The organism is Vogesella amnigena (assembly GCF_042648905.1).
Taxonomy (GTDB): domain Bacteria; phylum Pseudomonadota; class Gammaproteobacteria; order Burkholderiales; family Chromobacteriaceae; genus Vogesella; species Vogesella amnigena.
The window spans coordinates 1-24,065 of sequence record NZ_JBHRYH010000014.1 but is presented as its reverse complement, the minus strand read 5'-3'; the positions used below and the strand labels follow the sequence as shown (position 1 = coordinate 24,065).

The following is a 24,065-nucleotide window of genomic DNA, read 5'->3' as shown; positions in this document are numbered from 1 at the left end:
CTTCCAAAACAACGGCGGGGGCGTGAATGCCCCCGCGTTGTGAAAAAGCTGCCATCCCGTTACCCAACCAAACAGGTTCGATCTGCTAAGTGAACGGCATTAGGCACACTGCCGGGCTTTTTGTTTGCGTACGGCGAATGCCCGCAAGGCGATCTGCCTCCATGCGTACGGGAGCAACTAGACGCATTTTCCATGGGCAAACACATGTAGCCCGGATAAGCGCAGCGCATCCGGGGCCACATTGCCTGCCACCCTTCCCCGGATGCGCCGTTGGCTTATCCGGGCTACGCCAGACACCACACCCAGCACGCAAAAAAGCCCGGAACACTGTTCCGGGCTTGTTGCAGTCTAGCTCCTGCTAGCGTGCGGCCAACCTGGCCGCCAGCCGGCGCAGGCTATGCCATGCTTCGCCCGGCTCCACGCCCTTGATCTGGCGATCGATGCGCGCGCACTCGGCCAGCGCCGCCATCAGCTGCTTGCCGCCGATGCGCTTGAGCGCCGGTTCGGCCAACCGTTGCTTGTCGCCCCACAGCCGCAGCTCGCCAGCCATGTCGCGCACGGTACGGCCTTCCTGCAGGCCACGGCCGAGGCGGATCAACATGCGCACGTCCTCGGTGAACGACCACAGCACCAGCACCGGCGCCTCGCCTTCCGCCTCCAGCCCATCCAGCATGCGCGTGGCGCGGGCGGTATCGCCGGCCAGCCAGCTTTCCGACAGGTGGAATACGTCGAAGCGCGCCACATTGGCCACCGCCTCGCGCAGCTGCTCCAGCGTCAGCTCGCCCGGCGGATACAACAGTGCCAGCTTGTCCACTTCCTGACGGGCCGCCAGCAGGTTGCCTTCCACCCGGTCGGCAAAAAACGCCGCTGCTTCGTGGCTCAGCGTCTGCCCCTGCAGCTTCAGCCGACGGGCGATCCACGACGGCAGGTCGTGGCGGCTCACCGGCCGGGCCTCCACCAGCACCGCGCTCTTTTCCAGCGCAGTGAACCACTTGCTCTTCTGCTGCGTCTTGTCGAGCTTGGGCAGCTGGATCAGGGTGACAGTGTCCTGCGGCGGGTTGGCCGCCAGCTGCTGCAGCGCCTCGCCACCCTCGGTGCCGGGCTTGCCGCCGGGGATGCGAATCTCCAGCAGCTTGAGCGAGGCGAACAGCGACACGCTGCTCATGGCGTCGCGCAGCTGCGACCAGTCGAAATTACCGCCTTCCACCGTCAGCACCTCGCGCTCCAGGTAGCCGGCGGCGCGCGCGGCGGCGCGGATGCTGTCGGCAGCTTCCAGCGCCAACAGCGCCTCCTCGCCATACACCAGGTACAGCGGAGCCGGCGCACTGCGCGCCAGTTGTTCCTTCAGCGCCTCAGGGCTGTTTGCCGGCATCGAGCTTGCTTCCCGGTGCGGGCAGATAAGCCAGGCGGCGCACCAGCTGGCTGGCAGCTTCCTTGCGCATGTCTTCGCGCAGTAGCTCCTCTTCGCGTTCCTTGCCCAGCGTTACCGAGTCGCTGTAGCTCATGGTGCGGCGCAGGGTGATGTTCAGCGGCAGCGGCGCGTCGTCCTGCAGGCGCTGGATGGTGGCGGTCACGCTGTAGACCAGCATGTATTCGTTCACGTCACCGGCCAGGCTCACGCCCAGCACATCCTTGCGGTTCTGCTCGGCAATGATGGTCAGCACTGCGTCGGCATTGCCCTTGATGTTGTCGAACTGGATACGGCCATCACGGCGCAGCGCGGTTTCCAGCGCTTCCTGCAGGCTGCCGGCCTTGGCGATGCGCAGGCTGCTGAAGCTCAGCGGAGCGCTCTGCGACAGCGAGGTGCCCATTCCGCGCAGCTGGAAGCCGCAAGCGGTCAGGGTGCCGATGCAGGCCAGCAGGGCGATGTTGCGCAACAGTCGTTTCATTGCAGCTCTTTCATGTGACAGCGGCGCGGGCCAGGCCGCGCCGCCGGCTAGTCAGCGCGGCCAGATGGCCGCACAGAGAGTGTTGACAAAGTCCTTTCGCTACGCGATAGGACTTTGTTTTATAAACTGGAAGGCTGCCGATTCAAGCACTTAGCAGGAGCGGCCCGGCTTTGCCGGGTCCGGTGACGCGTAAGTGGATAGTTTGTCAGCAGCCTGAGCGCGGCCAGATGGCCGCGCAACGGCTTAGACCACGATGTTGACCAGGCGGCCCGGCACCACGATCACCTTCTTCGCCGGTTTGCCCTCCATGAACTTGACCACGTTCTCATGCGCCAGCGCGGCGGCCTCGATGGCATCCTTGGCGGCGTCGGCTGCCACGGTGATGCTGCCACGCAGCTTACCGTTCACCTGGATCATCAGCTCAAGCTCGCTCTTCACCAGCGCGGCCTCGTCCACCTGCGGCCACGGTGCATCCAGCAGCTCGCTGCCCGGCTTCAGCTCGGTCCAGATCGCTTCGGTAACGTGCGGCACGATCGGCGACAGCAGCACGGTGGCGGCTTCCAGCACTTCCTGCGCCACGGCGCGGCCAACATCACCGCTGGTATCGGCCTTGTCGTAGGTATTCAGCAGCTCCATCACCGCGGCGATGGCGGTGTTGAACTGCTGGCGGCGGCCGTAGTCGTCGGCCACTTTCTGGATGGTGCTGTGCAGCTTGAAGCGCAGCTCCTTCTGGCTGGCGTTCAGCTCGCCAGCGGCGTACGGCGCGGTGATGCCGGCGGCCACGTGCTCACGGGCGGTTTTCCACAGCCGCTTCAGGAAACGGTGCGCGCCTTCCACACCAGCGTCGGACCATTCCAGCGACTGATCCGGCGGGGCGGCGAACATCATGAACAGGCGCGCGGTATCGGCGCCGTATTTCTCGATGAATTCCTGCGGATCCACGCCATTGTTCTTGGACTTGGACATCTTCTCGATGCCGCCGATCTGCACCGGCTGGCCGTCCACGCGGTGGGTGGCGGCAATGATCTTGCCCTTGCCGTCGCGCTCCAGCACCACGTCCTGCGGGGCGATCCAGTCCTTGCTGCCGTTGGGCAGGTCGCGGTGGAATGTTTCGCACACCACCATGCCCTGGGTGAGCAGGCTCTTGAACGGCTCGTCGCTGTCCACCAGGCCTTCGTCACGCATCAGCTTGTGGAAGAAGCGGGCGTACAGCAGATGCAGGATGGCGTGTTCGATGCCGCCCACGTACTGGTCCACCTGCAGCCAGTAGTTGGCCGCATCCTTGTCCAGCATGGCGGTGTCGCACTTCGGGCTGGCGTAGCGCGCGTAGTACCAGCTGGATTCCACGAAGGTATCCATGGTGTCGGTTTCGCGCTTGGCGGCGCCGCCGCACTTGGGGCAGCTGGTTTCGTAGAATTCCGGCATCTTGGCCAACGGGCTGCCGGCGCCATCCGGAATCACGTTTTCCGGCAGCACTACCGGCAGGTCTTGTTCCGGCACCGGCACATCGCCGCAGCACGGGCAGTGGATGATCGGAATCGGGCAGCCCCAGTAGCGCTGGCGGCTGATACCCCAGTCGCGCAGGCGGTACTGGGTTTTCTTGGCGCCAGCGGATTTGGCTTCCAGGTCGGCGACGATGGCGTCGAAGGCGGCGGCGAAATCCTTGCCGTCGTACTTGCCGCTGTTGACGGTGATCAGGCCTTCCTTGGCGCCGTACCACTCCTGCCAGTTGGCGGCATCGAAACCGTCTTCGCCGTCGACCTTGCGGTACACCTGCTTGATCGGCAGGCTGTACTTGTTGGCAAATTCAAAATCGCGCTCGTCGTGCGCCGGCACGGCCATTACCGCGCCTTCGCCGTAGCCCCACAGCACGTAGTTGGCTACCCATACCGGCAGCTTTTCGCCGGTGAGCGGGTGAACGACGAACAGGCCGGTATCCAGACCACGCTTTTCCTGGGTGGCGATGTCGGCTTCGGACACGCCACCCTTCTTGCATTCCGCCACGAAGGCAGCCAGTTCGGCATTGCCGGCAGCGGCCTGGGTGGCCAGCGGGTGCTCGGCGGCCACCGCTACGTAGGTAGCGCCCATCAGGGTATCCGGACGGGTGGTGTACACCTTCAGCTGGCCGTCGTGGCCGATGCTGGCCTGGTCATAGGCGAAGGTCACCTCGGCGCCGAAGCTCTTGCCGATCCAGTTGCGCTGCATGGTCTTGACCTGTTCCGGCCAGCCGTCCAGCTTGTCCAGGTCGTTCAGAAGTTCGTCCGCGTACTGGGTGATGGCGAAGTAGTACATCGGGATTTCGCGCTTTTCCACCAGCGCGCCAGAGCGCCAGCCACGGCCATCCACCACCTGCTCGTTGGCCAGCACGGTCTGGTCTACCGGGTCCCAGTTCACCACGCCGTTTTTCTTGTAGATCACGCCCTTCTGGAACAGGCGGGTGAACAGCCACTGTTCCCAGCGGTAGTAGTCCGGCTTGCAGGTGGCCAGCTCACGGTCCCAGTCCAGCGCGAAGCCCAGGCTGTCCAGCTGCTTCTTCATGTACTCGATGTTGGCGTAGGTCCAGGCTGCCGGCGCGCCGCCATTCTTCATCGCCGCGTTCTCGGCCGGCAGGCCGAAGGCGTCCCAGCCCATCGGCTGCAGCACGTTGAAGCCCTGGTGACGCTTGAAGCGCGCCAGCACGTCGGTGATGGTGTAGTTGCGCACGTGCCCCATGTGCAGCTTACCGGACGGGTACGGGAACATGGACAGCGCGTAGTACTTGGGACGCGAAGTGTCTTCCACGGCCTTGAAGGCGGCGGTCTGCTGCCATTTCTGTTGCGCGGCGGCTTCGATCTCGCGCGGGCTGTAATGTTCTTGCATGATGTTCTTTGTCTGAGAAAGGCGAAAAATTGCGAGCAAAATCAATCGCGCCATTATATACGGCGCATGGCGGCCACGGCGAGGCGGCATGCCGCCCGGCTGCCCAAAAAAACAGCAGGGTTGGCCGCATGCGGCCAACCCTGTCGAAAAATATGCTGCTCCTCGAAAAACCCCCGGTTTCCCGGCATGGTGGTTTTCCCGAAGCCACCGCAGCTCAGCCGCGACGCAGCAGGCCGATCAGCATTTCTGTCGCCATCACCACCATCAGCACGGCAAAAGCTTTCTTCAGCTTGGGCACCGGCAACGCATGTGCAGCACGCGCACCCACCGGCGCCAGCAACACCGTCATCAGCATCAACGCCAGCATGGCCGGCAGGTAGACAAAACCCACCGCGCCCCACGGCAGCCCCGGCTGCTGCCAGCCGCTGGCCAGGTAGCCGATGGCGCCGGATACCGCGATCGGCCAGCCCAGCGCCGCGCTGGTGGCGATGGCGGTGTGCACCGGCACATTGCACCAGCCCATGAACGGCACGCTCATCGAGCCGCCGCCGATACCTACCCAGCTGGAGATCATGCCGATCACGCCACCGGCGGCGCTCTGCCCGGCGACGCCCGGCATGTCGCGGCCGGCGGCCGGTCTGGCGCCCAGGAACATCTGCACCCCGATCACATAGGCGTACAGCACAAAGAACCATCGCAGGCCCTGGCTGGGAATCAGCCCGGCCAGCAGGCTGCCACCGAAGGTACCCAGCACCATGCCCGGCGCCATGCCGCGCACGATGTGCCAGTCCACCGCGCCTTTCTTGTGGTGCGCCAGCACACTGGAAAAGCTGGTGAACACCATCACCGCCAGCGAGGTGCCCACCGCCAGGTGCTGCACATAGCCGCCCCCCAACCGCGCCGCCTCTAGCACCCCCACCACCACCGGCACGATCACCAGCCCGCCACCCACGCCCAGCAAACCAGCCAGAAAGCCGGCAATAGCGCCAAAAGCCAGCAATACCGCGAACATCGATAGCGACAGCATCAGAGCACCACCTCGTTCAGGTAGGTCCATTCCTCGGCCGTTACCGGGGTGATAGACAGCCGGTTGCCACGCTTGAGCACCGTCATCTCCGCCAGCGGCGGGTGCTGTCGCAACTCCTGCGGCGACACCAGCCGCGTTTTCTTCACGAAACGCACATCCACGCACTGCCAGCGCGGCTTGGCGGGGTCGGACTTGGGGTCGTGATAGGGGCTGGCCGGGTCGAACTGGCTGGAATCGGCATGTGCACTGCTTGCCACCTCGGCAATACCGGCAATGCCCGGCTCCGGGCAGGAGGAATGCCAGAACAGCAGCAGATCACCCGGCTGCATGTCATCCCGCATGAAATTGCGTGCCTGGTAATTACGCACGCCGGTCCACTCGAACTGCTTGTCGGGGTTGGCCGCAAGGTGGTCGATGCCCACCTCGTCAGGCTCGGATTTCATCAGCCAGTAGCGCATGGTGTGATGGCCGGCCTGCATGGCATCCGGCGCTGAATGTATCGAAAAACGTATTATCCGCCGGGATGCGGCTTTGCGCTAAGCCGCGCCGTCTGGTGGCACCTGCCGCGTGGCGCCATGCCAGCAGAAAGGCATGCACAATCAATGTATTACATGCGGCATTCATGGGTGGTGGCAACTAAAATACAACGTTGCACCGCAATCAGCGGCCAAGCGAAACGGAGGGCAATATGTACCTGCCCCATAGCCTGTACGAATCGGAACCCTTCCTGTGCCTGGGGTCCGGTGCGCTGGCCCTGACCCAGCTGGAGCTGGTAGTCGGCCAGATTGCCGGCGCACTGATCATGCTGGCCGGCAGCTATATCCTGCTGCTGCGCTACCGGGCTCGCAGCAAGAAGCGCAAACAGGCCGGCAAGCCTCCCGTGGCCCGCCGGCGTTGAATCAGTGCAGGAATACGTCTTTCAGGATTTCATGCACGATCATGGTGCCCACGGTAACCAGCAACAGGTCGGTACCGACTACCCGCCATTCGTAGCCGGGGTGAACCGGCAGACGCATCAGCAGATCCTGCGGCACCTGCTTCTTGGCGATACCTGGCGGCAGTGGCTTGCCGCGTGCCAGGTTCTTGCGGATACCCGGCGGCAGCGCATGGTAGCCACCGTAGTCGATATGTACTTCACCCACCATGCGACGCGCTTCCAGCGCGGTGATTCCCGCAGCCTGGTACTTCATCTTGTCGCGCTTCACCTGTGTGGCATGGGCGGGCTGATGCTTGCCATGCCCATGGCCCGGCAGGATCACTTCCTCTGCCGCCTGACCATGCTTGCCGTTATTGCCCTTGCCTTCCGGCGGTGCGGCCAGCGCCGGTCCGACTGACAGGGACAGACCGATAGCGGTCAGTAGAACCTTGTGATGCCATTTGCGCTGCATAGTACTGCTCCTGAGTAGAGGACAGTTTCAGCCTATCAGATCAAACTGCAATTTTCGTTAGGAAAGATGTGGCGAATTGTGACGAACTGCGACAAGGCTCAGCGAAAGCGGTATAGCCCGCTCTCGGTCACCAGGTAATCCAGGCGCACATCCCATGCCTCGCGCGGCACTGCGGCCACCCGCTGGCAGTCATATGCCACGCCCACCAGCAAGGGCCGGCGCAACAGCGGGTGGCGCTGGCGGAATGCCAGCGTGGTGTCGTAGAAGCCGCCGCCCTGCCCCATGCGATAACCCTGCGCGTCCACCGCCAGCAGCGGCACGAACAGCACATCCAGCCGTTCTGCCCGCAGGCAGGGGCCATCATATTCGGCAATGCGGTAACGCGGGTGCAGGTACCAGCGCCGCTCGCCCCCCAAACGGCTGAACCACAGCCGGCGACTGCCATTGGGAATCTGCGGCAGAAACACCTCGCCCCCTCGCCACAGGGCGGTGCTGATCAGCAGCGAAACGTCCAGCTCGGAGCCGGCAGCAAGATAGGCACCGATGCGCTTGCCGCGTCGCAACAGGCGCGAGGCATGCCGCACCACCGCGCGCATCGCAGCCTCGCGCTGCGCAGGCGTAAGCGCCATGCGCGCCCGGCGCACCTGGCGGCGCAATGCCTGCTTGTCGCTAACGGGGGAGGGGGTGGTCATGGTGGCGGGTAGCCGGGGGAAGGGAGTCCCCCGCGAGTGTCGGTCCGGCAAAATTCGCTTGTACCCTGTTTCCAGGGGGTCGCCTGCCAGCTGCTTCGGGCGTACCCGCAAGGGGCACGGCACACCTGCAACTACTGCCAGCAACCAAAGCGAACGCATTGGTACAAAGGAATTTAGGAGCCTTCCCGAACACCGCAGGGGGTAAACGGATATTCTGTGTCAGCAGGCTAGAACAGGTTCTGCTGACTGGCGGACAGTGCCTGATCGGCTGCCTCGCTCATATTGCGTATTTTACGCTGGATCGCCGACATCTCCAAGCCGCCATCGCCCAGTTTTACCTTCAACAGGTCATGGGCAATGTTCAGCGCCGCCATGATGGCCACCTTGTCGGTATCCATCACCCGGCCGCCAGCCTGAATGGTGTCGATTTTCTCGGCCAGCAGCTGCACTGCCTGCTCCAGCGTTTCCCGCTCGTCCTGCGGAGTGCCGATGGTGAACTGACGACCCAGCAGGGTAACGTCGACCTGAACCACATCGCTCATGCCTCTTCCTCCTTGGGCAGCCGGTCGATCAGCACGCCCACGCGGCGGCGGGTTTCTTCCAGCGCGAATTTCAGCTCGGCATTGTCGCGCAATGCCTCGCCCAGCGCGGAGGCAAGGCGGCTGTTTTGCGCATCCAGCTCGTGTATGCGGCCGATCAGCGCGGCAACACGGCTTTCCAGATAGTCGAGTTCATGTTCCATGGCGGCGAGGATAACGGGGCGTCAGGAGGGCGTCAAACCCAGCTTGCGCCGCGCGGCGTGCAAGCTGTCGCACACCTGCTCCGCGCCTTGCAGCAGCCGTGGGCCGGGGCGGCTTACCGGATCTGCATCCAGCCGGAACAACAGGCCGTCACGCACCGCCGGCAGCTGCGGCCAGCCTTGCCAGCGCGGGCGCAAGTCGCTGTACAGGCTCAGCATCACCTGTGGTTTTGCCGCCAATACCGCCTCGGTGCTGATCTGCGGTGCCGCCTGCGGCAGCCGGGCGAAAACATTGTGGCCACCGCATAGCCGCAGCAGGGAATCCAGATAGCTCTGCCGGCTGACGGTGAACAGCGGGTTATCACTAACCTGCACGAACACGCGCAATGGCACCGCCTGGCGGTAACGCTGCTGCAAATCGGCCAGCCCGGCTTCGAAACGCTGCGCCACGGTTTGCGCTGCCTGTTGCCGCCCGGTGAGCATGCCCAGCCGGCGCAGCTCGCCCGCAACATCGCCCAGGGTTAGCGGCGCGCTGATATACACCGGCACCCCCAGCGCGCGCAAACGCTCCACTTCCCGTCCATTGCCGCCATCGCGCCAGGCCAGCACCAGGTCCGGCCGCTGCCGCAATATCGCCTCCAGACTCACGCCGCTGTAACCACCGACCCGCGGCAGCTGCCGGGCAGCCGGCGGGTAATCGCTGTAATCCACCACCGCTACCAGCTGCCGCTGGGCGCCGATGGCATACAGGTCTTCCACCAGGTGCGGCGACAGGGCCACGATGCGCTTGGCCGGAGCCGGCAGGGTCAACAGCTGTCCAAGACCATCGCGCACACTGACCTGTGCCAGGACTGGGCCGGTCAACAGCCAGCTGGCGGCCAGCAGCCAGCGCTTCATGCCGGCCCTTTCAGGCACAGGGGTTGGCCGCAAGCCACCAGCGTCACCTGCTGGCAAACCTCAGCCAATTGCTGGTTCAGCCAGCCCAGCTCATCCACGAACACGCGGGTTTCCGCACCCAGCGGCACCACGCCCCAACCGATCTCGTTGCTTACCAGCAGCACGCTGGCCTGGGTGGCGGCCAGCGCCTGCAGCAAGGCCGCACGCTGCTGTTGCCAGCCAGCGTGATCAAAATCGCCATCGGTACCGAAAAAACGCATCAGCCACATGCCCATGCAATCCAGCAGCAGCAATTCGCCCGGCACTGCAGCGGCCAGTACTGCAGCCAGCTCCCGTCCGGGTTCGGCCAGCCGCCAGCCTGGCGGCCGCCGGGCCTGGTGATGTGCGATACGCGCCGCAAACGCCTCGTCACCGGCACGCCGCTCGGCGGTGGCCACGTAGCACACCGACCCGGCATGCTGCAGGGCCAGTTGCTCGGCAAAGCGGCTCTTGCCACTGCGGGCGCCGCCGGTGATGAGGTGGTTCATTGCCGGATCAGTAGCTCAGAGTCAGCGAAGCCTGCATGGTACGCCCGCTTGCCGGGTACAGCTCGTACTGGCCACTGCTGCCAGTAGCGCCGGAGCGGATACCGTAGCTGGCGTAGCGCTTGTCGAAGACATTGTTAACAGCCAGGCTCACGTCAACGTGCTTGCTGTACTGATGGATGAGCTTGAGGTTGGCCAGGGTATAAGCCGACAAACGCGTGGCAAACTGGTTGGCCTGATCGTTATCCAGCCGCTGCTTGCCAACATACTGCAACTCCAGTCCCACACGAGTAGCCTGCTGTGGCAGCCAGGTCAGACCGACATTGGCCAGCCAGTTCGGCACCATCGGTACATCGTTACCCGCCAGATCCACACCACCAGCCACGCCGGAACGGAACTTTGCCTGCTGCCAGGTCAGGTTGCCGTTCAGTTGCCACTGCGGGGCGAGCTGGGTCTTGCCTTCCAGTTCCACCCCCTGACGACGGGTAGGATCGAGGTTGACGTTGCTGAACGTCAGCCGGTTGAAGTGGATTTCGTTGCGCAGGTCACTGCGGAAGTAAGCGGCGCGCAGGCTGTTGCCACCCTGCTGCCACGCCACGCCCAGCTCTTTGTCGTGCGAAGTCTGCGGCACCAGCAGAGAAGTCACGTAAGCCTGCTCATCTGCGCTGGCAATACGGAAGCTCTGTCCCAGTCGGGCGTACACATCCAGCCCCTGGGCCAGCACCTGACGCACACCAAGTTGCCAGGCATTCAGCTCCTGCTGTTTCTGGTAACTATTGGCGAAGCCGCTCAAGTCACGAACGTCCTCATCCACATGCTGTTTGCGCAGCCCCAGGTTCACGGTGCTACCCGCAAACGGTCGCAGCAGCGCATCGGCGAAAACCCCCAGCTGCTGTTGCTTGATCCGGGTAGTCGGACTCGGCAGCGAACTGCCGCTGGCCACATCGCTGTCGCCATCCACACCATCCACCCCGACAGCCAGACGATGGCTGCCCATTTCGCGCTCATAGCGCATGCTGCTGTTCAATTCATCGGTATGGCGCTGATCCAGATAGCTGCTCTGGTCGCTAAACGTAGATTTATGTCGTTTGACCACATCCAGGTACAGCAGGCCACCAGCAAGCTCCTGACGGGCCTGCAACCCATAATTCTCGGTTCGGGTTTCGGCATAATCATTCGGTGTGCTGGTACCACGGGTATCCTGACCGAATTCATCCAGCCCGGTGAGCGGATTGACCTTACGAGAACCAGCCAGACGCAAATCCTGGTTGCTACTGCGGGCATACACCCGCACATCGCCAGCTTCATGGCGCCAGGTAGCGGTCAGGCCGCCGTTATCGTTGCGCTCTGCGTTGTTATCTCGGTAGTTGTCGCTGGTCATCGACTGCACGTAGGCATCCAGCGCCACTTGAGCGCTGGCCTGATGCACGGCCAGGTCCAGTTGCTTCAGATCGTGGCTGCCGGCGGTAAAGGAAGCGCGCACACTGGGCTGATCCTTGAAGCCTGCTCGGGTGATGATGTTGATCACGCCACCGGTGGTACCACCACCATAAGCCACTGCACCACTACCGCGCACCACCTCGATGCGCTCGATTGCCTGCAGCGGGATACCGGCCAGGTTGGGAACTGCCAGATCATTGGTATTCTGCTTGACACCATCCACCAGGATCAGCGTGTTGCTGATACCGGTCATACCGAAACCACGCAGGTCGATCGCGCCACCGGTAGTCGAACCAGAGCTATTGAAGACATGCACACCCGCCACGGTAGACAGCAGCTCTTGCACGGTACGTGCCGGGCTGCTGGCGATGTCGGCAGCGGTGATCACGGTAACATTGGCCGGTAGTTCGCTTGCCTTGTCTGCCACGCGAGTCGCAGTCACCACCACTTCATCCAGCCGGGTTACTTCAGCGGCCAGCGCGGCCTGGGCACAGGCCAGCGCCACCAGCGCGGCCAACGGTTTGTAGTTGAACATTTGAATCACACTCCAGGTAGGAAAAAACGGAGTGCGGAGAAATAGAGGACAACGCAAGCGGCAATAACGGCTGCGGACTGTCAGATCGCCTCCCCGCGATGCTCCAGCAAGGACGCGATTCCGCCACGTCCATCGCAGGCCGGTCTCCGGGCTCGGCCTTGCGGGGCGACGCCTTCCCGCCTTGTGGGCAGTGGCTGTTGTCGCTCCTGGATGACATATGTCCTCAGGCCTTACCGTTGCGGGGGCAGCGCCGGTCTTGCACCGGCTTCCCGTTTCATCCGGCTGGCTAGCAACCGGACACCTGCAAGGCGCGAATTATACCCACTCGCGCTCGCCTCTGCCGCAGTGCGCGGCGATTTGCTTATTCCAGCGCAAGGCAATTGCCAGCGGCTGGCGGCTGCCGTATGGTCGCGCCATATCCCCGCAACGGCGTCTTCGCCACTACCGCATCCAGACATCATGCCCGCCATTCCCGCTCCCGATCTTTCCGCCCGCGCCGCTGCCGCCACGCGCCAGCAGCAACTGACCAAGCCCACCGGCAGCCTGGGCAAGCTGGAAGATATCGCCATCACCCTGGCCAGCCTGCAGGGCCGCGAGATTCCACAGCCGCTGCGTCCGGCCATCACCGTGTTTGCCGGCGACCACGGCGTATGCGCCGAAGGCGTGTCCGCCTACCCGCCGGAGGTGACCGCCGCCATGGTGGCCAACTTCGTGCACGGCGGCGCCGCCATCAGCGTGCTGGCGCGCAGCAACCAGGCACGGCTGGAGGTGGTGGATGCCGGCGTGGCGACGGATCTGTCCGCCCTGCCCATTGTGCACGGTAAGGTGCGCGCCGGCAGCGGCAACATCCGCCGCGAGCCGGCAATGAGCGCTGCCGAATGCGAGGCGGCGCTGCAAGTTGGCCGCATGGCGGCGCGCCGTGCCATTGCCGATGGCGCCAGCCTGCTGATCGCCGGCGACATGGGCATCGGCAACACCACGCCGTCGGCAGCGCTGATCTGCCGCCTGACCGGCCACAGCCCGGAAGCCATTGTCGGCCGCGGTACCGGCGTGGGCGACACCGCGCTGGCGCACAAGCGCCAGGTGGTGGCCGATGCACTGGCGCGCGTGGCTGCGGACGTGAATGGCCTGGCACTGCTGGCCGAGCTGGGCGGGCTGGAGATCGCCGCCATGGCCGGCTTCTATCTGGAAGGTGCGGCACAGGGCGTGCCGCTGCTGCTGGATGGCTTCATCAGTACCGCCGCCGCGCTGGCGGCACAGGCCATCGCTCCGGACATCACCCCCTGGCTGCTGGCCAGCCACTGCTCGCAGGAAACCGGCCACGCGCTGGCGCTGGCCGAGCTGGGGCTGACGCCGCTGATCGACTTCGGCCTGCGGCTGGGCGAGGGCTCCGGCGCGGCGCTGGCGATTCCGCTGCTGCAGCAGGCGATTGCCCTGCACGCCGGTATGGCCACCTTTGCCGAGGCCGGTGTGGCCGGCAAGTCGGAGCCGGCATGAACCCGTATACCCTCACCCTGCTGCGCCACGGCGATATCGACCATCAGGGGCGGCTGGTCGGCAGCAGCGACCTGCCGCTGAACGAAGTTGGCCGCATGGCAATGGCCGCCAGCTGGCAGCGCATCGTGCGCCACGCGCCGGTAACCAGCATGGCCACCTCGCCGCTGCAGCGCTGCCGCGAGTTTGCCGTGCAGCAGGCGCTGGCCAGCGGCGTGCCACTACATGTGGCACCACTGCTGGCCGAATGCGACTTTGGCAGCTGGGAGCAGCGCCCGCTGGCCGATATCGCTGCCGAAACGCCAGACTGGCAGACGCTGCTGGCGCGCGGCCTGCTCACCCCGGAAGGCGGCGAGCGCTTTGATGCCTTCCGCACCCGTGTGCTGGCCGGTTTTGCCGGCTGGATGCGCGAGGCGCGCGGCAGCCACCGCGTACTGGTAAGCCACGGCGGCGTGATCAACGTACTGCTGGCTGAGCTGCTGGGCACCGACTTCAATGTTGCCCGCCTGATGGCGGTGCAGCGCGGCGGCTTTGTACAGCTGTCGATACTGGATGGCCACCCGGCCTACCTGCTACGGCTGGAAACGCCGGAACCGCTCAACCCCTGATTGCCACCTTGCGGCCAACCTTTGCTCCCTGCCATGCGTAGCCTGATTCTTGCCATCCAGTTCCTGACCCGGCTGCCCACGCCGCAGCTGAAAACCTTCGACCCGGCCTGGCTGGCCGATGCCGCGCGCTGGTTCGCCCCTGTGGGCGTACTGGTGGGCACAGTGGTGTGGCTGGCGGTGCTGGCCGGTAGCCTGCTCGATCCATGGTTGGCCGCCTTGCTGGGCCTGCTGGCCTGGCTGTGGGTAACCGGCGGCCTGCACATCGATGGTCTGGCCGACCTGGCCGATGCACAGGGCGCGGCGCACCGCTCGCGCGAACGCTTCCTGGAGGTATTGAAAGACCCTCACCTGGGCAGCTTCGGCGTGCTGACCATGGCCAGCCAGTTGCTGGCCAAGCTGGTGCTGCTGATGCTGCTGGTGAAGCAGGCGCAGCTGGCAGGAGCGATTTCCCCGGATGCGCTGCGCTTATCCGGGCTACCAGGCGGGTTACCCACGCTGGCGGTCAAACTGGCACCGCTGCTGCTGGTGCCGGCCTGGGCGCGGCTGTTTACGGTCGCCTGGTCCGCCACCTTGCCCAGCCTGGCCGCCGGCAGCGGCGAGCGCTTTGCCTGGCGCACGCACTGGCCCAGCTTCTGGCTCAGCGCCGCGCTGCTGGCCGCCGCCTCCTACTGGCTGGCGCCGGTACTGCTGCTGGCGCCACTGGCCGGGCTGTGGTGGTGGGCCTACCTCAAGCGCAAGCTCGGCGGCATGACCGGTGATTGCCTGGGCGCCGGCATCGAGCTGTGCGAGAGCCTGCTGCTGTTGCTGCTGCTTGCACATTAAGCCAAATGAGATGAAAAAAACCGCGCCGTGTCTGCACCGGGCGCGGTTTCTTTTTTGCGGCCAACCTTGGCCGCATGGTTATGGCAAGCGGTAGCCGGCTGCACCGGGATGTTTCATCACCAATGACCACGGCAACACGCTCCAGTCCGGGTATTCGCAAGCCCGGACAGCCCTGCCGAAGGATGGTCCCAGATACAGCCCTTTCGGCGTGGCGTACCAGCTAACAAACTGCCAAACCTCCGGGATATTGTAGTCACAATCATCTTGCCCACCCGCTTTGAATACTGCCGGGTGCAGGCGGGCAAACTGTCGTTGCAGCCAAGGTGCCAGCACGGTGTATTTGTATTGGATATCCACGCGATCCTGATTGTCCTGCCGTACCAGTGGCGGCTTGCCCTTGCCCAGCCATAGCAGGTCTTCCAACTGCAACTCGCGCCCGGTCGTCACATCCAGGTTCAGTGGGTCGTCGCCAAAGTCCGGATGCGCGCCACCACAGTAATAGCTGGTGAACTCACTGACACTGAGCAGCTGGCGATTGACCAACCGAGGCGTGACGGTCTGCTCGAAATCGCCCCCTGCCGCACGGCTGCCACCCAGCAGGCAGTCAAAATAGTCGGTGACGCCTTGCCACTGCCGCTGCGCCAGTCGCTGGTTCAGCCGTTGCCGGGTGGCGGCATCGAAGCCATCCTGCAGTCGGAAGGAGGCGATACTGCTCACCGGCTCGCGCCACCATTGCAGGGTGTAGCCCTGAAAGCGCTGTATCTTGCCAGCCACCAGCTTCAGTGCCGCCATGCGCTCGTAATCGTAGGGTGACGATTGCCGGAACGGTTGTAAGGCTGGGTCGCTGCTGGGGGTCAGCTGTGCCGGCAGCAAGGGTTTCAGCACCACTGGCAGTGGCTGCGCGGCTTTCGGCCCCTGCCACTGCCCCTGCCAGCCCTGTCCTTGAGGATGCAGAATCAGGTCACTGCGCCGCTCGTCGGAGCGCAGATTCTCTCCCAGCACCAAACTGCCATCTTCCTGAGTGCTACCGTCCAAAGCGATATCACGGTGATATTTACGATAGAAATAGCGACCCATCACCTGGCCAGCATCGTCAATGTCCAGCTCCATCACTACCGCCGCCTCGCCTATCTTGCCCTGCAGCAGCAACGGCGCCGCCTGCGCCATAGCCGCCAGCAAGCCGACAAGCAGCAAGCACCATTTGTTTGCCATGATCATTTCCCAAGAAAAACGCCGGGCAATGATAGCCCGGCGTTTCTCAAAGGAATGACAAACAGTTTTACAGCTTGCCTTCCACCTTCTTGTTACGCATCAGGCACAGCATGTCACAGGCGATATGCGCCGCCGCGATGGCGGTGATTTCGCTCTGGTCGTAGCTCGGTGCCACTTCCACCACATCCATGCCGACGATGTTCAGGTCACCCAGGTTGCGGATGATCTTCAGCGCCTGCGCGGTGGTGAGGCCGCCCGGTACCGGGGTGCCGGTGCCAGGTGCGGCGGACGGGTCCAGGCAGTCGATGTCGAAGGTTACGTACACCGGCGCATCGCCGATGGTCTTCTTGATCTCGGCAATGGTGGCGTCCACGCCGTTATCGTGCACCCACGGTGCGCCCAGCACGTTCAGGCCCATGAAGTCGTCGTTCCAGGTGCGGATGCCGACCTGTACCGATTTGGCCGGGTCGATCAGGCCTTCCTTCACCGCTTTGTAGAACATGGTGCCGTGGTTCAGGCTGTCCGGCTCGTCATCCGGCCAGGTATCGCAGTGGGCATCAAAATGCAGCAGCGCCAGCGGCTTGCCGTACTTCTCGGCGTGTGCGATCAGCAGCGGGTAGGTCACGAAGTGGTCGCCGCCGAAGGTCAGCATCTTGGCGCCGGAGGCCAGGATGGTGCGGGCGTGCTCGATGATGGACGGCTTGATGGTGAGCGGGTTGTGCGCGTCGAACCAGCAATCGCCGTAGTCGATTACCGCCAGATCATCGAACGGATCGAAACCCCACGGGTAGGGCTTCAGCTCGGCCAGTTGCACGCTGGCGGCGCGAATGGCCTGCGGGCCCTGGCGCGCGCCGGAGCGGAAGGTTACCGACAGGTCCAGCGGAATGCCGGAAACCACCACGTCCGCGCCTTCCAGATTGCGCGTGTAGTTGCGGCGCATGAAGGACAGCACGCCGGCGTAAGTGTTTTCAATGGAGGAGCCGTACAGGCTTTGGCGACGGATGGCACCGTCACCCTTGATGATGTCAGTCATGGAGAACCCCGTGACAGAACACGCCGGCCGCAGCGCTGCAAAGGTTGGCCGCAACCGACGATTCCCGTCCATCTTGCAAGCCGACGGGTTGAGGCTGCCGCGCCACTTTGGCGCAGGAGTGCGCAGTGTGCCGCGTTGCCGGCAGTGGAGCAAGCCCGGCAGACCACAGATGCAGAACAGGCTGCCGCACGTTGACTACTTAGCTACCTGTAAGGGTAGCCAGCAGACAGCGATACGACAGCCTGTGGATTTTCAGCAATGTGCGAGCGGGCTCAGCTACCGATCACGCCGCCATCCAGTTTGCGCACCACCACGGTGGCGGCACGCGGGCGACCGGCGTTGGCACCGTCCGGCCAGCTGGAGATCGCGGTCGGCTTGGCCGGGTCGTTGCGCTCGGAGTCCGGCTCGCCTGGGTGCTGGATGTTCACGAACATGGTCTTGTTATCCGGGGTGAACGCCAGGCCAGTGATTTCGCAACCGTGCGGGCCGGTGAGGAAGCGACGGAATTCGCCGGTTTCCGGTACCACCGCCACCATCTGGTTGTTACCCATGCCCTGGTATTCCTTCATGTTCACCGTGGAGGTGGACACGTCGGTCTGCACCCACAGCACGCCCTGCTGGTCGAACTTCAGGCCATCCGGGCTGCCGAAGGCGTCGCCCTTGATATTGCCCACATGTTCCTGCTTGGCCGCATCCGGGCGCCCGGCCAGCGCGAAGATGTCCCACTTGAAGCCAGTGCTCGTAGCATCTCCGGCGTTCTCCTGCCAGCGAATGATGTGGCCGAACAGGTTGTTGTTGCGCGGGTTGGCCGCATCGGCGCCCGGCTTGCCGTCCTTGCCGCGCTCGCTGTTGTTGGTAAGCGTGCAGTACACCTCGCCAGCCTTGCGCGGGTTGACGGCAATCCACTCCGGGCGGTCCATCTTGGTGGCGCCGGCGATATCGGCGGCCATGCGCGCCTTGATCACCACATCACCCTGGGTGGCAAAACCCTTGTCGGCACTCAGGCCGTTCTGGCCGGCCACCAGCGGCAACCAGCTGCCGCTGCCGTCGGCATCGAAGCGAGCCACGTACAGCGTGCCCTCTTCCAGCAACTGCAGGTTGGCCTTGCGGTTTTTCGGGTCGTACTTGTTCTTGGATACAAACTTGTAGATGTATTCGAAGCGCTGGTCGTCGCCCATGTACACCACCACATGGCCGTTGGCCGCAATGGTGGTGGTGGCGCCTTCGTGCTTGATGCGGCCCAGCGCGGTGCGCTTTACCGGCTTGGCTTGCGGGTCGAACGGATCGATCTCCACTACCCAGCCAAAGCGGTTGGCTTCGTTCGGGTTCAGTTGCAGGTCGAAACGGAAATCTTCCCAGGCCCACTTGTAGCCGGCGTCCTTGTTACTGATGCCGTAACGCTTTTCCAGGGCAGTCAGGTTGCCGGAATCATTGATGAACACGCCATCGAAGTTTTCTTCACAGGTCAGGTAAGTGCCCCACGGGGTCGGGCCGCTGGCACAGTTCTGAAAGGTGCCAAGAATCTCCACCCCCTGCGGGTCGGCGTCGGTCTTCATCAGCTCGTGGCCACGGGCCGGGCCGCCGATGGCGATAGGGGTATTGGCATGGATGCGGCGGGCATATTTTGACGGGCGCACCACCTGCCAGCCCTTGCCGGTGGCTTCCACCTCGATGATGGACACGCCCACGGCGGCCTGCGCCTTCTTCACCTTGTCGGCATTCCAGGTTTTCATGCCATCCACGTGCAGCAGGCCGTCGTCGGTGTACTCGTGGTTGATCGCCAGCAGGCCGTGCTTGGAACCGGTCGCACCCAGCGGCAGCGGGTAGTAATGCATACCATCGTGGTGCATACCGGCCTGCACCGCCTGCTCGGCTGCGGTGTTGGAGGCGTCCGACCGGAATGCCGGCATATTGCCGGCGATGCCCACCGGGTCGCCCCAGGCGTACAGCACCTCGGCACGGTAGCCTTCCGGCACCACCACCTTGTCGTCAAAACCGAACGGTACCGGCTTGAAACCAAGCTGCGGTGTCTTCATGGCAAACGGTGCCTGCGCCGCTTCGGCCAGGGTGGCGAAACTGCCGGCCAGCATGCCGGCCAACCCGGCTGCGCTACCGCCCTTCAGCACGCCACGGCGGGAGAAACGCGCATCCAGCACCTCGGACAGTGCCGGATTGTTACTGGTATTGGAGGTGTCGTTGACACCGTACTGTTTGAATTTGTAGCTGTCGGACATGATGACCTCGTTGGACGGCAAGCGTTTGTTTGAGCGCCGCCCACCTTAAGCCCTGAACATGTCAGTTACATCAACAACGCATGACGTTTTGATTGCGCCAGCATGACAGACTCAGCCGTCGCGCCCTGCCTGCTGCTGCCGCCACCAGCGCCAGCGCAGCTTGAGGTCATACCACAGCGGCCGCAGCCCTAGCAGCAACAGGAACAGCGCCAATGGCACGCTGAAGCTGTAGCCCAGATGCTTGAAGCCCAGCGCGCCCACCACGCCACCCACGAAGAAGCTGCCCAGTATCCACAGGTAGATCTGCAGCCGCTCGCGGTTGGCGCGCACTTGCGGCACCTTGCTGCCGCTGTCGCGATTGATATAGCTGGCCTTGGCCAGCTCGATGCCGATATCGGTGGCAATGCCGGTCATGTGGGTGGAGCGCAGCAGGCCGCCGGACAGCTTGGTAATGATGGTGTTGTGCATGCCCATGATGAAACACAGCAGCAGCACGATGGGCGGGGCAAACAAGGCCGGAGCGATCGCCAGCGCGGCACCGGCCACACCGAACAGCAACAGCAGCAGCGACTCTTCAATCAGCGACACGCCGTAGCCGCTACGCAGGCGCTGACGGCGCGCCCAGTTGATCAGCCAGGCCGCATGGGCGGCGCCGGCGATGAAGCTCAGCAGCGAGGCCAATGCGGCCAGCGTGGCGCCGGCATCGCCCAGCACCAGGTTGTCCGCCATCGACGACACCACACCGGAAACATGCGAGGTATAGCGCTGCACCGCCAGAAAGCCGCCGGCATTGAGCGCGCCGGCGATAAAAGCCATGGCGCCGCCCAGCAACCAGGTAAGTGGTTCCCGATACAGGCTGCGGGTAAGGACACGCTGGTCCAGCAGGCGGGTGAAGTGCTGTCTGTGCATGGCGGCAATCATTCAGGCCGCTTGGCGGCGATGACAGAACAAAGGGCGGGCCAAGCGGCCCGCCCTTTGTGACTTACTGACAATCCTGCAAGGCGATGCCCGGCAACAGTCTCTGCTGCAGCGCCTTCAGCCGGCCGGCAGCGGCCTCGTTGAGATTGCGGAAGCTCAGTGTGGTCATCTGTACCTTCTCGCCACGCACATCCTGCTGCGCCTTGTCATAGCCGGCCGCCTTCAGACGCTTGAGCAGCGCATCCGCCGCCGCCTGCTGGCCGAACAGTCCCAAGGACAGGTGGTTGCGGAACGGGCCATCGGTTTGCACGATATAGCTGTCAAAGCCTTTGCCGCGCAGCTCGGATACCAGGGTCTGGGTCTCGGCCTGGGTGGCTAGCGGCGGGTAATGCACCCAGATGCGCCCGGAGCCGCGCAGCGACTCCTTCACGCTGGCGCTGGGCACGGTAGCCAGCTGCAGGCCAGGCAACCCGGCCTGCACATTCTGCAGTTGCTGCGGGCTGAGCGGCCCCCAGCTACGGCACAGCCTGGCTGCGGTATCCAGCGGCGGCTGCTTGGCACTAGCCAGCTTGCCGTCCTTGTCTTCCTTGCCGGTCGGCTTGCTGCCGGTGCTGGCATCCGGCTTGGGCGGCAACACCGCCACTGCCTTGTCCGCTGGCTTGCCATTGCCTGCGGCCAACGGCGCACTAGCCACCTTCGCAGGTGCGGCGCCGCTTGGTGCCGAGGCAACATCGGCCAGCGGTGCCGATGCGGCCAGCGCCGCGCTGGCATCCAGCGGCGCGCTAGTGACAGCCGGCTTCCAGTCGGCCGGCAGCAGCTTGAGCTGCTCGGCATTCACTTCGTGTGCCGTCAGATCCTGCTCCGGTTTCTGTTTCACTGCCGCATACAGTCCAGCGAACAGATTCAGTACTACCAGGGTGCCGATTAACCACTTCATGCGTTGTCTGCCACGCTTGCTAAGCCATAAAGCACCAGATTATCCACGATACGCGCTCCCGGCGGGAGTGCGGCAGCCAGCAAGGCGGCGTCGCCGCCGGTGAGCAGCAGCTGCGGCTCGCGCCCGACCTGTGCCGCCAGCCGTTGCTGCATGCGCTGGATGGCGCCGCACAGCGCATCCATGGCCCCGGATGCCAGCGCATCTTCGGTACCCTGCGGAAAACCACGCCACTGCCCGGCCTGCCGGTCGAGCTGGGCGGTATTCTGCGCCAGCGCCTGCAACATCAGGCGGTAACCGGGCAGGATCAGTCCGCCCAGATAGTCGCCATCAGCAGTCAGTGCCTCCACGGTCAGCGCGGTGCCGGCACAAGCCACCACCACATCGTCACGGCATTGCTGTCGCGCGCCCAATACCGCCAGCCAGCGATCGGCCCCCTGCTCGTCCACATTGCGATAGTGGTTGCGCACACCCAATGCCTGTTGCTGCGATCGCTGCCACTGCACCGGCAACGGTGCGGCCTGCGCGATGGCATCGCGCACCGGCGCATGCGCCACGTTGGCCGCATATACCGCATCCACCGCCAGGTCTTGCCAGTCCTGCGCCAGCCGCGCCAGTTCCTCATGTGCCAGCGCCGTCACCGGCCCCAGCTCGCGGCCATTCCACAGCGCCCATTTCACCCGGCTGTTGCCGGCATCGATCAACAGCTTCATGGCGCCGCCCGCAGGCTGACTTCACCGACATGGAACACCCTGACACTGCCCTCCGTTTCCACCAGCAAGGCGCCGTGCGGGTCCACACCCAGCGCGGTTCCCGCTACCGGCTCGCCATGACTGAAGCGCAGCATGACTGGCTGCTGCAGGAAGGCCGCCGATTGGGTCCACTCGGCATGAAAGGCGGTAAAGCCTTCGCGATCAAATGTCGCCAGCACATCGGCCAGCTGGTTCAGCAGCTCCGCCAGCAAGGCATTGCGGCCAACCTTGTAACCGGCAGCAGCCAGATTGGCCACCGGCTGGTCCACTTCGCCCGGCGAGGCCATGTTCAGGCCAATGCCGATCACCACGGCTGCCGGCCCCAGCGCATCGCCAGACAGCTCAATCAGGATGCCAGCCAGCTTGCGGCCATCCAGCAGCACATCGTTAGGCCACTTCAGTTGCACCGGCACGTCAAAACTGTGCAGCGCCCGCACCATGGCCACGCCGACAGCCAGCGACAGGCCGGCCAGCCCGCCCAGGCCACGCTCGAAGCGCCACAGCACAGAAAAGGTCAGCCCGGCACCCAACGGCATCTGCCAGCGCCGTCCCAGGCGGCCACGACCTGCGGTCTGCCGCTCGGCAGCCAGCACCAGGCCATGCGGTGCACCCTGCCCGGCACGCATCATCAGCTGGGTATTGGAAGAATCTATCTCATCGGCCAGCGCCAGCGTCCACACGTTGGCCGCCTGCTCGTTAAAGCCGGCACGAACGCCACTGACATCCAGCAGCTCGAACGGCTGCGGCAAGCGGTAACCCTGGCCACGCACGCTGAACACGGTAATGCCGAAATCGCTTTCCAGCTTGTGCACCGCCTGCCAGACCAGGGTGCGCGAGCAGCCCAGCACCTGGGCCATATCCTCGCCGGAATGAAAGCGTCCATCGGCCAGCTGGCGCAGCACCGCAAAAGCCAGCGCGCTCATTGGCCTTCCACGGTACGGATTTTCTTGATGGTGGCAGTGGTGGAGGTATCGAACAAAAAGGGAATGGAATGCACCTCTCCACCGCGCGCCAATGTCTCGGCGCTACCGACGATCTTGTCTACCGGCCAGTCGCCACCTTTCACCAGCACATCCGGTTGAACCTGCTCAATCAGGTCTGCCGGCGTATCGCTGTCGAACCAGGTCACCAGGCTCACGCTTTCCAGTGCCGCCAGCACGGCGGCGCGGTTCAGCTCGTTATTGATCGGCCTATCCTCGCCCTTGCCCTGGCGCTTTACCGAGGCATCGGTATTCAGCCCCAGCACCAGGCTGGCACCCAGCGCGCGTGCCTGTGCCAGGTAAGTCACATGGCCACGGTGCAGGATATCGAAACAGCCATTGGTAAACACGATGGGGCGCGGCAATGCGGCCAGCTTCTCCGCCAGCTGTTCCGGCGGGCAGATCTTGTTTTCGAACGATGGAGTGGGATACGACATGACAGTGCTCTCGGCTTTAGCGGCACAGGGCCGTTATTGATTCATCAGCCGCAGGATACCACCGACCCCGGGCGGCATCCCATACGCAAAGCCACGAAAGCAAAAAGCCCAGACCTGGGTCTGGGCTTTCGGCATGGGGCTCTGGCAATGTCCTACTTTCACACCGGCAATCGGCACTATCATCGGCGCTGAAGCGTTTCACGGTCCTGTTCGGAATGGGAAGGCGTGGTACCGCTTCGCTATGGTCACCAGAAAAACTGGTCGTTTACCGGCAATCGGCCTAGTAAACCAAAGCCCAGCTCGTCTGAGCTGGGCTTCCTGTGGGGGAGTCTGGCAGTGTCCTACTTTCACACGGGTATCCGCACTATCATCGGCGCTGAGGCGTTTCACGGTCCTGTTCGGAATGGGAAGGCGTGGGACCACCTCGCTATGGCCACCAGACATAAACTGTCTACAAATTGTCGAAGCCTTTACCAAGCAGTCTCTCTCTCTGCTTGGCCGGTAGAATCCTGTATCACGCAACATCCACTCTCGGTCACTTCGCCTTGCAAAGCACCTCAAATGATAGAGTCAAGCCTCACGAGCAATTAGTATCGGTTAGCTTCACGCCTCACAGCGCTTCCACACCCGACCTATCAACGTCCTGGTCTC

At 63.9% G+C, this 24,065-nt stretch carries 24 protein-coding genes, 3 rRNA genes, 1 other RNA gene and 1 riboswitch; of the genes, 4 read left to right on the top strand and 24 right to left on the bottom strand.

The genetic code is table 11. The annotated features are described in order from the left end of the window. Nucleotides 1–358 precede the first annotated feature (358 nt). The 5 genes from holA to ACFOKJ_RS06885 form a co-directional block, all read right to left on the bottom strand. Nucleotides 359–1,372 (bottom strand): DNA polymerase III subunit delta, encoded by a 1,014-nt coding sequence (holA, locus tag ACFOKJ_RS06905; RefSeq protein WP_390277814.1) that lies wholly within the window; start codon nt 1,370–1,372, stop codon nt 359–361. Then, a complete protein-coding gene (locus ACFOKJ_RS06900; RefSeq protein WP_390277812.1) occupies nt 1,353–1,889 on the bottom strand; it encodes an LPS-assembly lipoprotein LptE in 537 nt (178 codons plus the stop codon). The genes holA and ACFOKJ_RS06900 overlap by 20 nt, the downstream gene beginning before the upstream one ends. Before the next feature lie 243 nt (nt 1,890–2,132). After that, a complete protein-coding gene (leuS, locus tag ACFOKJ_RS06895) occupies nt 2,133–4,748 on the bottom strand; it encodes a leucine--tRNA ligase (protein ID WP_390277810.1) in 2,616 nt (871 codons plus the stop codon). A gap of 214 nt (nt 4,749–4,962) precedes the next feature. Then, complete coding sequence (locus tag ACFOKJ_RS06890) at nt 4,963–5,775, bottom strand: sulfite exporter TauE/SafE family protein (protein ID WP_390277808.1); 813 nt, start codon at nt 5,773–5,775, stop codon at nt 4,963–4,965. Then, nucleotides 5,775–6,254 carry an EVE domain-containing protein gene (locus tag ACFOKJ_RS06885; protein ID WP_390277806.1) on the bottom strand — a complete coding sequence of 160 codons (480 nt, stop codon included), beginning with the start codon at nt 6,252–6,254 and terminating at the stop codon, nt 5,775–5,777. Before ACFOKJ_RS06885 ends, ACFOKJ_RS06890 begins: the two co-directional genes overlap by 1 nt. A 209-nt stretch (nt 6,255–6,463) precedes the next feature. Between ACFOKJ_RS06885 and ACFOKJ_RS06880 the strand changes: the two genes are divergently transcribed. Next, nucleotides 6,464–6,673 carry a hypothetical protein gene (locus ACFOKJ_RS06880; protein WP_390277804.1) on the top strand — a complete coding sequence of 70 codons (210 nt, stop codon included), beginning with the start codon at nt 6,464–6,466 and terminating at the stop codon, nt 6,671–6,673. Between the two features lies 1 nt (nt 6,674). On the opposite strand, the gene ACFOKJ_RS06875 is transcribed toward ACFOKJ_RS06880, so the two are convergent. From ACFOKJ_RS06875 to ACFOKJ_RS06840, 8 genes are all read right to left on the bottom strand, one after another. Then, nucleotides 6,675–7,163, bottom strand: coding sequence for an anti-virulence regulator CigR family protein (locus tag ACFOKJ_RS06875; protein ID WP_390277802.1), 489 nt, complete (start codon nt 7,161–7,163; stop codon nt 6,675–6,677). Nucleotides 7,164–7,261: 98 nt separating this feature from the next. Next, a complete protein-coding gene (locus tag ACFOKJ_RS06870; RefSeq protein ID WP_390277799.1) occupies nt 7,262–7,855 on the bottom strand; it encodes a 5-formyltetrahydrofolate cyclo-ligase in 594 nt (197 codons plus the stop codon). A 23-nt stretch (nt 7,856–7,878) separates the two neighbouring features. Next, a non-coding RNA gene (ssrS, locus tag ACFOKJ_RS06865) (6S RNA) lies at nt 7,879–8,059 on the bottom strand. A 23-nt stretch (nt 8,060–8,082) separates the two neighbouring features. Further along, complete coding sequence (locus ACFOKJ_RS06860) at nt 8,083–8,397, bottom strand: cell division protein ZapA (protein ID WP_390277796.1); 315 nt, start codon at nt 8,395–8,397, stop codon at nt 8,083–8,085. Further along, nucleotides 8,394–8,597 (bottom strand): hypothetical protein, encoded by a 204-nt coding sequence (locus ACFOKJ_RS06855; protein ID WP_390277794.1) that lies wholly within the window; start codon nt 8,595–8,597, stop codon nt 8,394–8,396. Before ACFOKJ_RS06855 ends, ACFOKJ_RS06860 begins: the two co-directional genes overlap by 4 nt. A 21-nt stretch (nt 8,598–8,618) precedes the next feature. After that, on the bottom strand, nt 8,619–9,491 hold the full coding sequence (locus ACFOKJ_RS06850; RefSeq protein WP_390277792.1) for a cobalamin-binding protein: 873 nt from the start codon (nt 9,489–9,491) through the stop codon (nt 8,619–8,621). Beyond that, a complete protein-coding gene (gene cobU / locus ACFOKJ_RS06845) occupies nt 9,488–10,018 on the bottom strand; it encodes a bifunctional adenosylcobinamide kinase/adenosylcobinamide-phosphate guanylyltransferase (RefSeq protein WP_390277790.1) in 531 nt (176 codons plus the stop codon). Before cobU ends, ACFOKJ_RS06850 begins: the two co-directional genes overlap by 4 nt. Nucleotides 10,019–10,025: 7 nt before the next feature. Then, the gene (locus ACFOKJ_RS06840; protein ID WP_390277788.1) at nt 10,026–11,990 is read right to left on the bottom strand and encodes a TonB-dependent receptor; all 1,965 of its coding nucleotides are present in this window, start codon (nt 11,988–11,990) and stop codon (nt 10,026–10,028) included. Between the two features lie 120 nt (nt 11,991–12,110). Beyond that, a riboswitch (cobalamin riboswitch) is annotated at nt 12,111–12,310 on the bottom strand. A 139-nt stretch (nt 12,311–12,449) separates the two neighbouring features. On the opposite strand from ACFOKJ_RS06840, the gene cobT reads away from it, so the two are divergent. From cobT to ACFOKJ_RS06825, 3 genes are read left to right on the top strand one after another with little or no spacing between them, the layout of a single operon-like run. Next, nucleotides 12,450–13,487 (top strand): nicotinate-nucleotide--dimethylbenzimidazole phosphoribosyltransferase, encoded by a 1,038-nt coding sequence (cobT, locus tag ACFOKJ_RS06835; protein ID WP_390277786.1) that lies wholly within the window; start codon nt 12,450–12,452, stop codon nt 13,485–13,487. Beyond that, on the top strand, nt 13,484–14,092 hold the full coding sequence (locus ACFOKJ_RS06830; protein WP_390277784.1) for a histidine phosphatase family protein: 609 nt from the start codon (nt 13,484–13,486) through the stop codon (nt 14,090–14,092). Before cobT ends, ACFOKJ_RS06830 begins: the two co-directional genes overlap by 4 nt. Before the next feature lie 33 nt (nt 14,093–14,125). Beyond that, a complete protein-coding gene (locus ACFOKJ_RS06825) occupies nt 14,126–14,914 on the top strand; it encodes an adenosylcobinamide-GDP ribazoletransferase (RefSeq protein ID WP_390277782.1) in 789 nt (262 codons plus the stop codon). Between the two features lie 78 nt (nt 14,915–14,992). Here the strand turns inward: ACFOKJ_RS06825 and ACFOKJ_RS06820 are convergent, their stop codons facing one another. From ACFOKJ_RS06820 to ACFOKJ_RS06770, 11 genes are all read right to left on the bottom strand, one after another. Beyond that, a complete protein-coding gene (locus ACFOKJ_RS06820) occupies nt 14,993–16,126 on the bottom strand; it encodes a hypothetical protein (protein WP_390277780.1) in 1,134 nt (377 codons plus the stop codon). A gap of 67 nt (nt 16,127–16,193) precedes the next feature. Beyond that, complete coding sequence (gene speB / locus ACFOKJ_RS06815; RefSeq protein WP_390277778.1) at nt 16,194–17,159, bottom strand: agmatinase; 966 nt, start codon at nt 17,157–17,159, stop codon at nt 16,194–16,196. A 272-nt stretch (nt 17,160–17,431) separates the two neighbouring features. After that, nucleotides 17,432–19,393, bottom strand: coding sequence for a PhoX family protein (locus ACFOKJ_RS06810; RefSeq protein ID WP_390277776.1), 1,962 nt, complete (start codon nt 19,391–19,393; stop codon nt 17,432–17,434). Between the two features lie 111 nt (nt 19,394–19,504). Beyond that, a complete protein-coding gene (locus tag ACFOKJ_RS06805) occupies nt 19,505–20,302 on the bottom strand; it encodes a YoaK family protein (protein WP_390277774.1) in 798 nt (265 codons plus the stop codon). Nucleotides 20,303–20,375: 73 nt separating this feature from the next. Continuing rightward, complete coding sequence (locus ACFOKJ_RS06800) at nt 20,376–21,248, bottom strand: SPOR domain-containing protein (RefSeq protein WP_390277771.1); 873 nt, start codon at nt 21,246–21,248, stop codon at nt 20,376–20,378. Next, nucleotides 21,245–21,958 carry a type III pantothenate kinase gene (locus ACFOKJ_RS06795; RefSeq protein ID WP_390277769.1) on the bottom strand — a complete coding sequence of 238 codons (714 nt, stop codon included), beginning with the start codon at nt 21,956–21,958 and terminating at the stop codon, nt 21,245–21,247. Before ACFOKJ_RS06795 ends, ACFOKJ_RS06800 begins: the two co-directional genes overlap by 4 nt. Next, nucleotides 21,955–22,920 carry a biotin--[acetyl-CoA-carboxylase] ligase gene (locus tag ACFOKJ_RS06790; RefSeq protein ID WP_390277766.1) on the bottom strand — a complete coding sequence of 322 codons (966 nt, stop codon included), beginning with the start codon at nt 22,918–22,920 and terminating at the stop codon, nt 21,955–21,957. The genes ACFOKJ_RS06795 and ACFOKJ_RS06790 overlap by 4 nt, the downstream gene beginning before the upstream one ends. Further along, on the bottom strand, nt 22,917–23,414 hold the full coding sequence (rfaE2, locus tag ACFOKJ_RS06785; RefSeq protein WP_390277764.1) for a D-glycero-beta-D-manno-heptose 1-phosphate adenylyltransferase: 498 nt from the start codon (nt 23,412–23,414) through the stop codon (nt 22,917–22,919). The genes ACFOKJ_RS06790 and rfaE2 overlap by 4 nt, the downstream gene beginning before the upstream one ends. Before the next feature lie 139 nt (nt 23,415–23,553). Then, nucleotides 23,554–23,667: ribosomal RNA gene (rrf, locus tag ACFOKJ_RS06780) — 5S ribosomal RNA — on the bottom strand. A gap of 75 nt (nt 23,668–23,742) precedes the next feature. Beyond that, a 5S ribosomal RNA gene (gene rrf, locus ACFOKJ_RS06775) occupies nt 23,743–23,855 on the bottom strand. Nucleotides 23,856–23,980: 125 nt separating this feature from the next. Next, a 23S ribosomal RNA gene (locus ACFOKJ_RS06770) occupies nt 23,981–24,065 on the bottom strand; the annotation flags it as partial.

Excerpts from the sequence above, each read along its gene's own strand:
- holA (WP_390277814.1), bottom strand. The coding sequence starts at position 1,372 with ATGCCGGCAAACAGCCCTGAGGCGCTGAAGGAACAACTGGCGCGCAGT.
- ACFOKJ_RS06900 (WP_390277812.1), bottom strand. The coding sequence starts at position 1,889 with ATGAAACGACTGTTGCGCAACATCGCCCTGCTGGCCTGCATCGGCACC.
- leuS (WP_390277810.1), bottom strand. The coding sequence starts at position 4,748 with ATGCAAGAACATTACAGCCCGCGCGAGATCGAAGCCGCCGCGCAACAG.
- ACFOKJ_RS06890 (WP_390277808.1), bottom strand. The coding sequence starts at position 5,775 with ATGCTGTCGCTATCGATGTTCGCGGTATTGCTGGCTTTTGGCGCTATT.
- ACFOKJ_RS06885 (WP_390277806.1), bottom strand. The coding sequence starts at position 6,254 with ATGCAGGCCGGCCATCACACCATGCGCTACTGGCTGATGAAATCCGAG.
- ACFOKJ_RS06880 (WP_390277804.1), top strand. The coding sequence starts at position 6,464 with ATGTACCTGCCCCATAGCCTGTACGAATCGGAACCCTTCCTGTGCCTG.
- ACFOKJ_RS06875 (WP_390277802.1), bottom strand. The coding sequence starts at position 7,163 with ATGCAGCGCAAATGGCATCACAAGGTTCTACTGACCGCTATCGGTCTG.
- ACFOKJ_RS06870 (WP_390277799.1), bottom strand. The coding sequence starts at position 7,855 with ATGACCACCCCCTCCCCCGTTAGCGACAAGCAGGCATTGCGCCGCCAG.
- ACFOKJ_RS06860 (WP_390277796.1), bottom strand. The coding sequence starts at position 8,397 with ATGAGCGATGTGGTTCAGGTCGACGTTACCCTGCTGGGTCGTCAGTTC.
- ACFOKJ_RS06855 (WP_390277794.1), bottom strand. The coding sequence starts at position 8,597 with ATGGAACATGAACTCGACTATCTGGAAAGCCGTGTTGCCGCGCTGATC.
- ACFOKJ_RS06850 (WP_390277792.1), bottom strand. The coding sequence starts at position 9,491 with ATGAAGCGCTGGCTGCTGGCCGCCAGCTGGCTGTTGACCGGCCCAGTC.
- cobU (WP_390277790.1), bottom strand. The coding sequence starts at position 10,018 with ATGAACCACCTCATCACCGGCGGCGCCCGCAGTGGCAAGAGCCGCTTT.
- ACFOKJ_RS06840 (WP_390277788.1), bottom strand. The coding sequence starts at position 11,990 with ATGTTCAACTACAAACCGTTGGCCGCGCTGGTGGCGCTGGCCTGTGCC.
- cobT (WP_390277786.1), top strand. The coding sequence starts at position 12,450 with ATGCCCGCCATTCCCGCTCCCGATCTTTCCGCCCGCGCCGCTGCCGCC.
- ACFOKJ_RS06830 (WP_390277784.1), top strand. The coding sequence starts at position 13,484 with ATGAACCCGTATACCCTCACCCTGCTGCGCCACGGCGATATCGACCAT.
- ACFOKJ_RS06825 (WP_390277782.1), top strand. The coding sequence starts at position 14,126 with ATGCGTAGCCTGATTCTTGCCATCCAGTTCCTGACCCGGCTGCCCACG.
- ACFOKJ_RS06820 (WP_390277780.1), bottom strand. The coding sequence starts at position 16,126 with ATGGCAAACAAATGGTGCTTGCTGCTTGTCGGCTTGCTGGCGGCTATG.
- speB (WP_390277778.1), bottom strand. The coding sequence starts at position 17,159 with ATGACTGACATCATCAAGGGTGACGGTGCCATCCGTCGCCAAAGCCTG.
- ACFOKJ_RS06810 (WP_390277776.1), bottom strand. The coding sequence starts at position 19,393 with ATGTCCGACAGCTACAAATTCAAACAGTACGGTGTCAACGACACCTCC.
- ACFOKJ_RS06805 (WP_390277774.1), bottom strand. The coding sequence starts at position 20,302 with ATGCACAGACAGCACTTCACCCGCCTGCTGGACCAGCGTGTCCTTACC.
- ACFOKJ_RS06800 (WP_390277771.1), bottom strand. The coding sequence starts at position 21,248 with ATGAAGTGGTTAATCGGCACCCTGGTAGTACTGAATCTGTTCGCTGGA.
- ACFOKJ_RS06795 (WP_390277769.1), bottom strand. The coding sequence starts at position 21,958 with ATGAAGCTGTTGATCGATGCCGGCAACAGCCGGGTGAAATGGGCGCTG.
- ACFOKJ_RS06790 (WP_390277766.1), bottom strand. The coding sequence starts at position 22,920 with ATGAGCGCGCTGGCTTTTGCGGTGCTGCGCCAGCTGGCCGATGGACGC.
- rfaE2 (WP_390277764.1), bottom strand. The coding sequence starts at position 23,414 with ATGTCGTATCCCACTCCATCGTTCGAAAACAAGATCTGCCCGCCGGAA.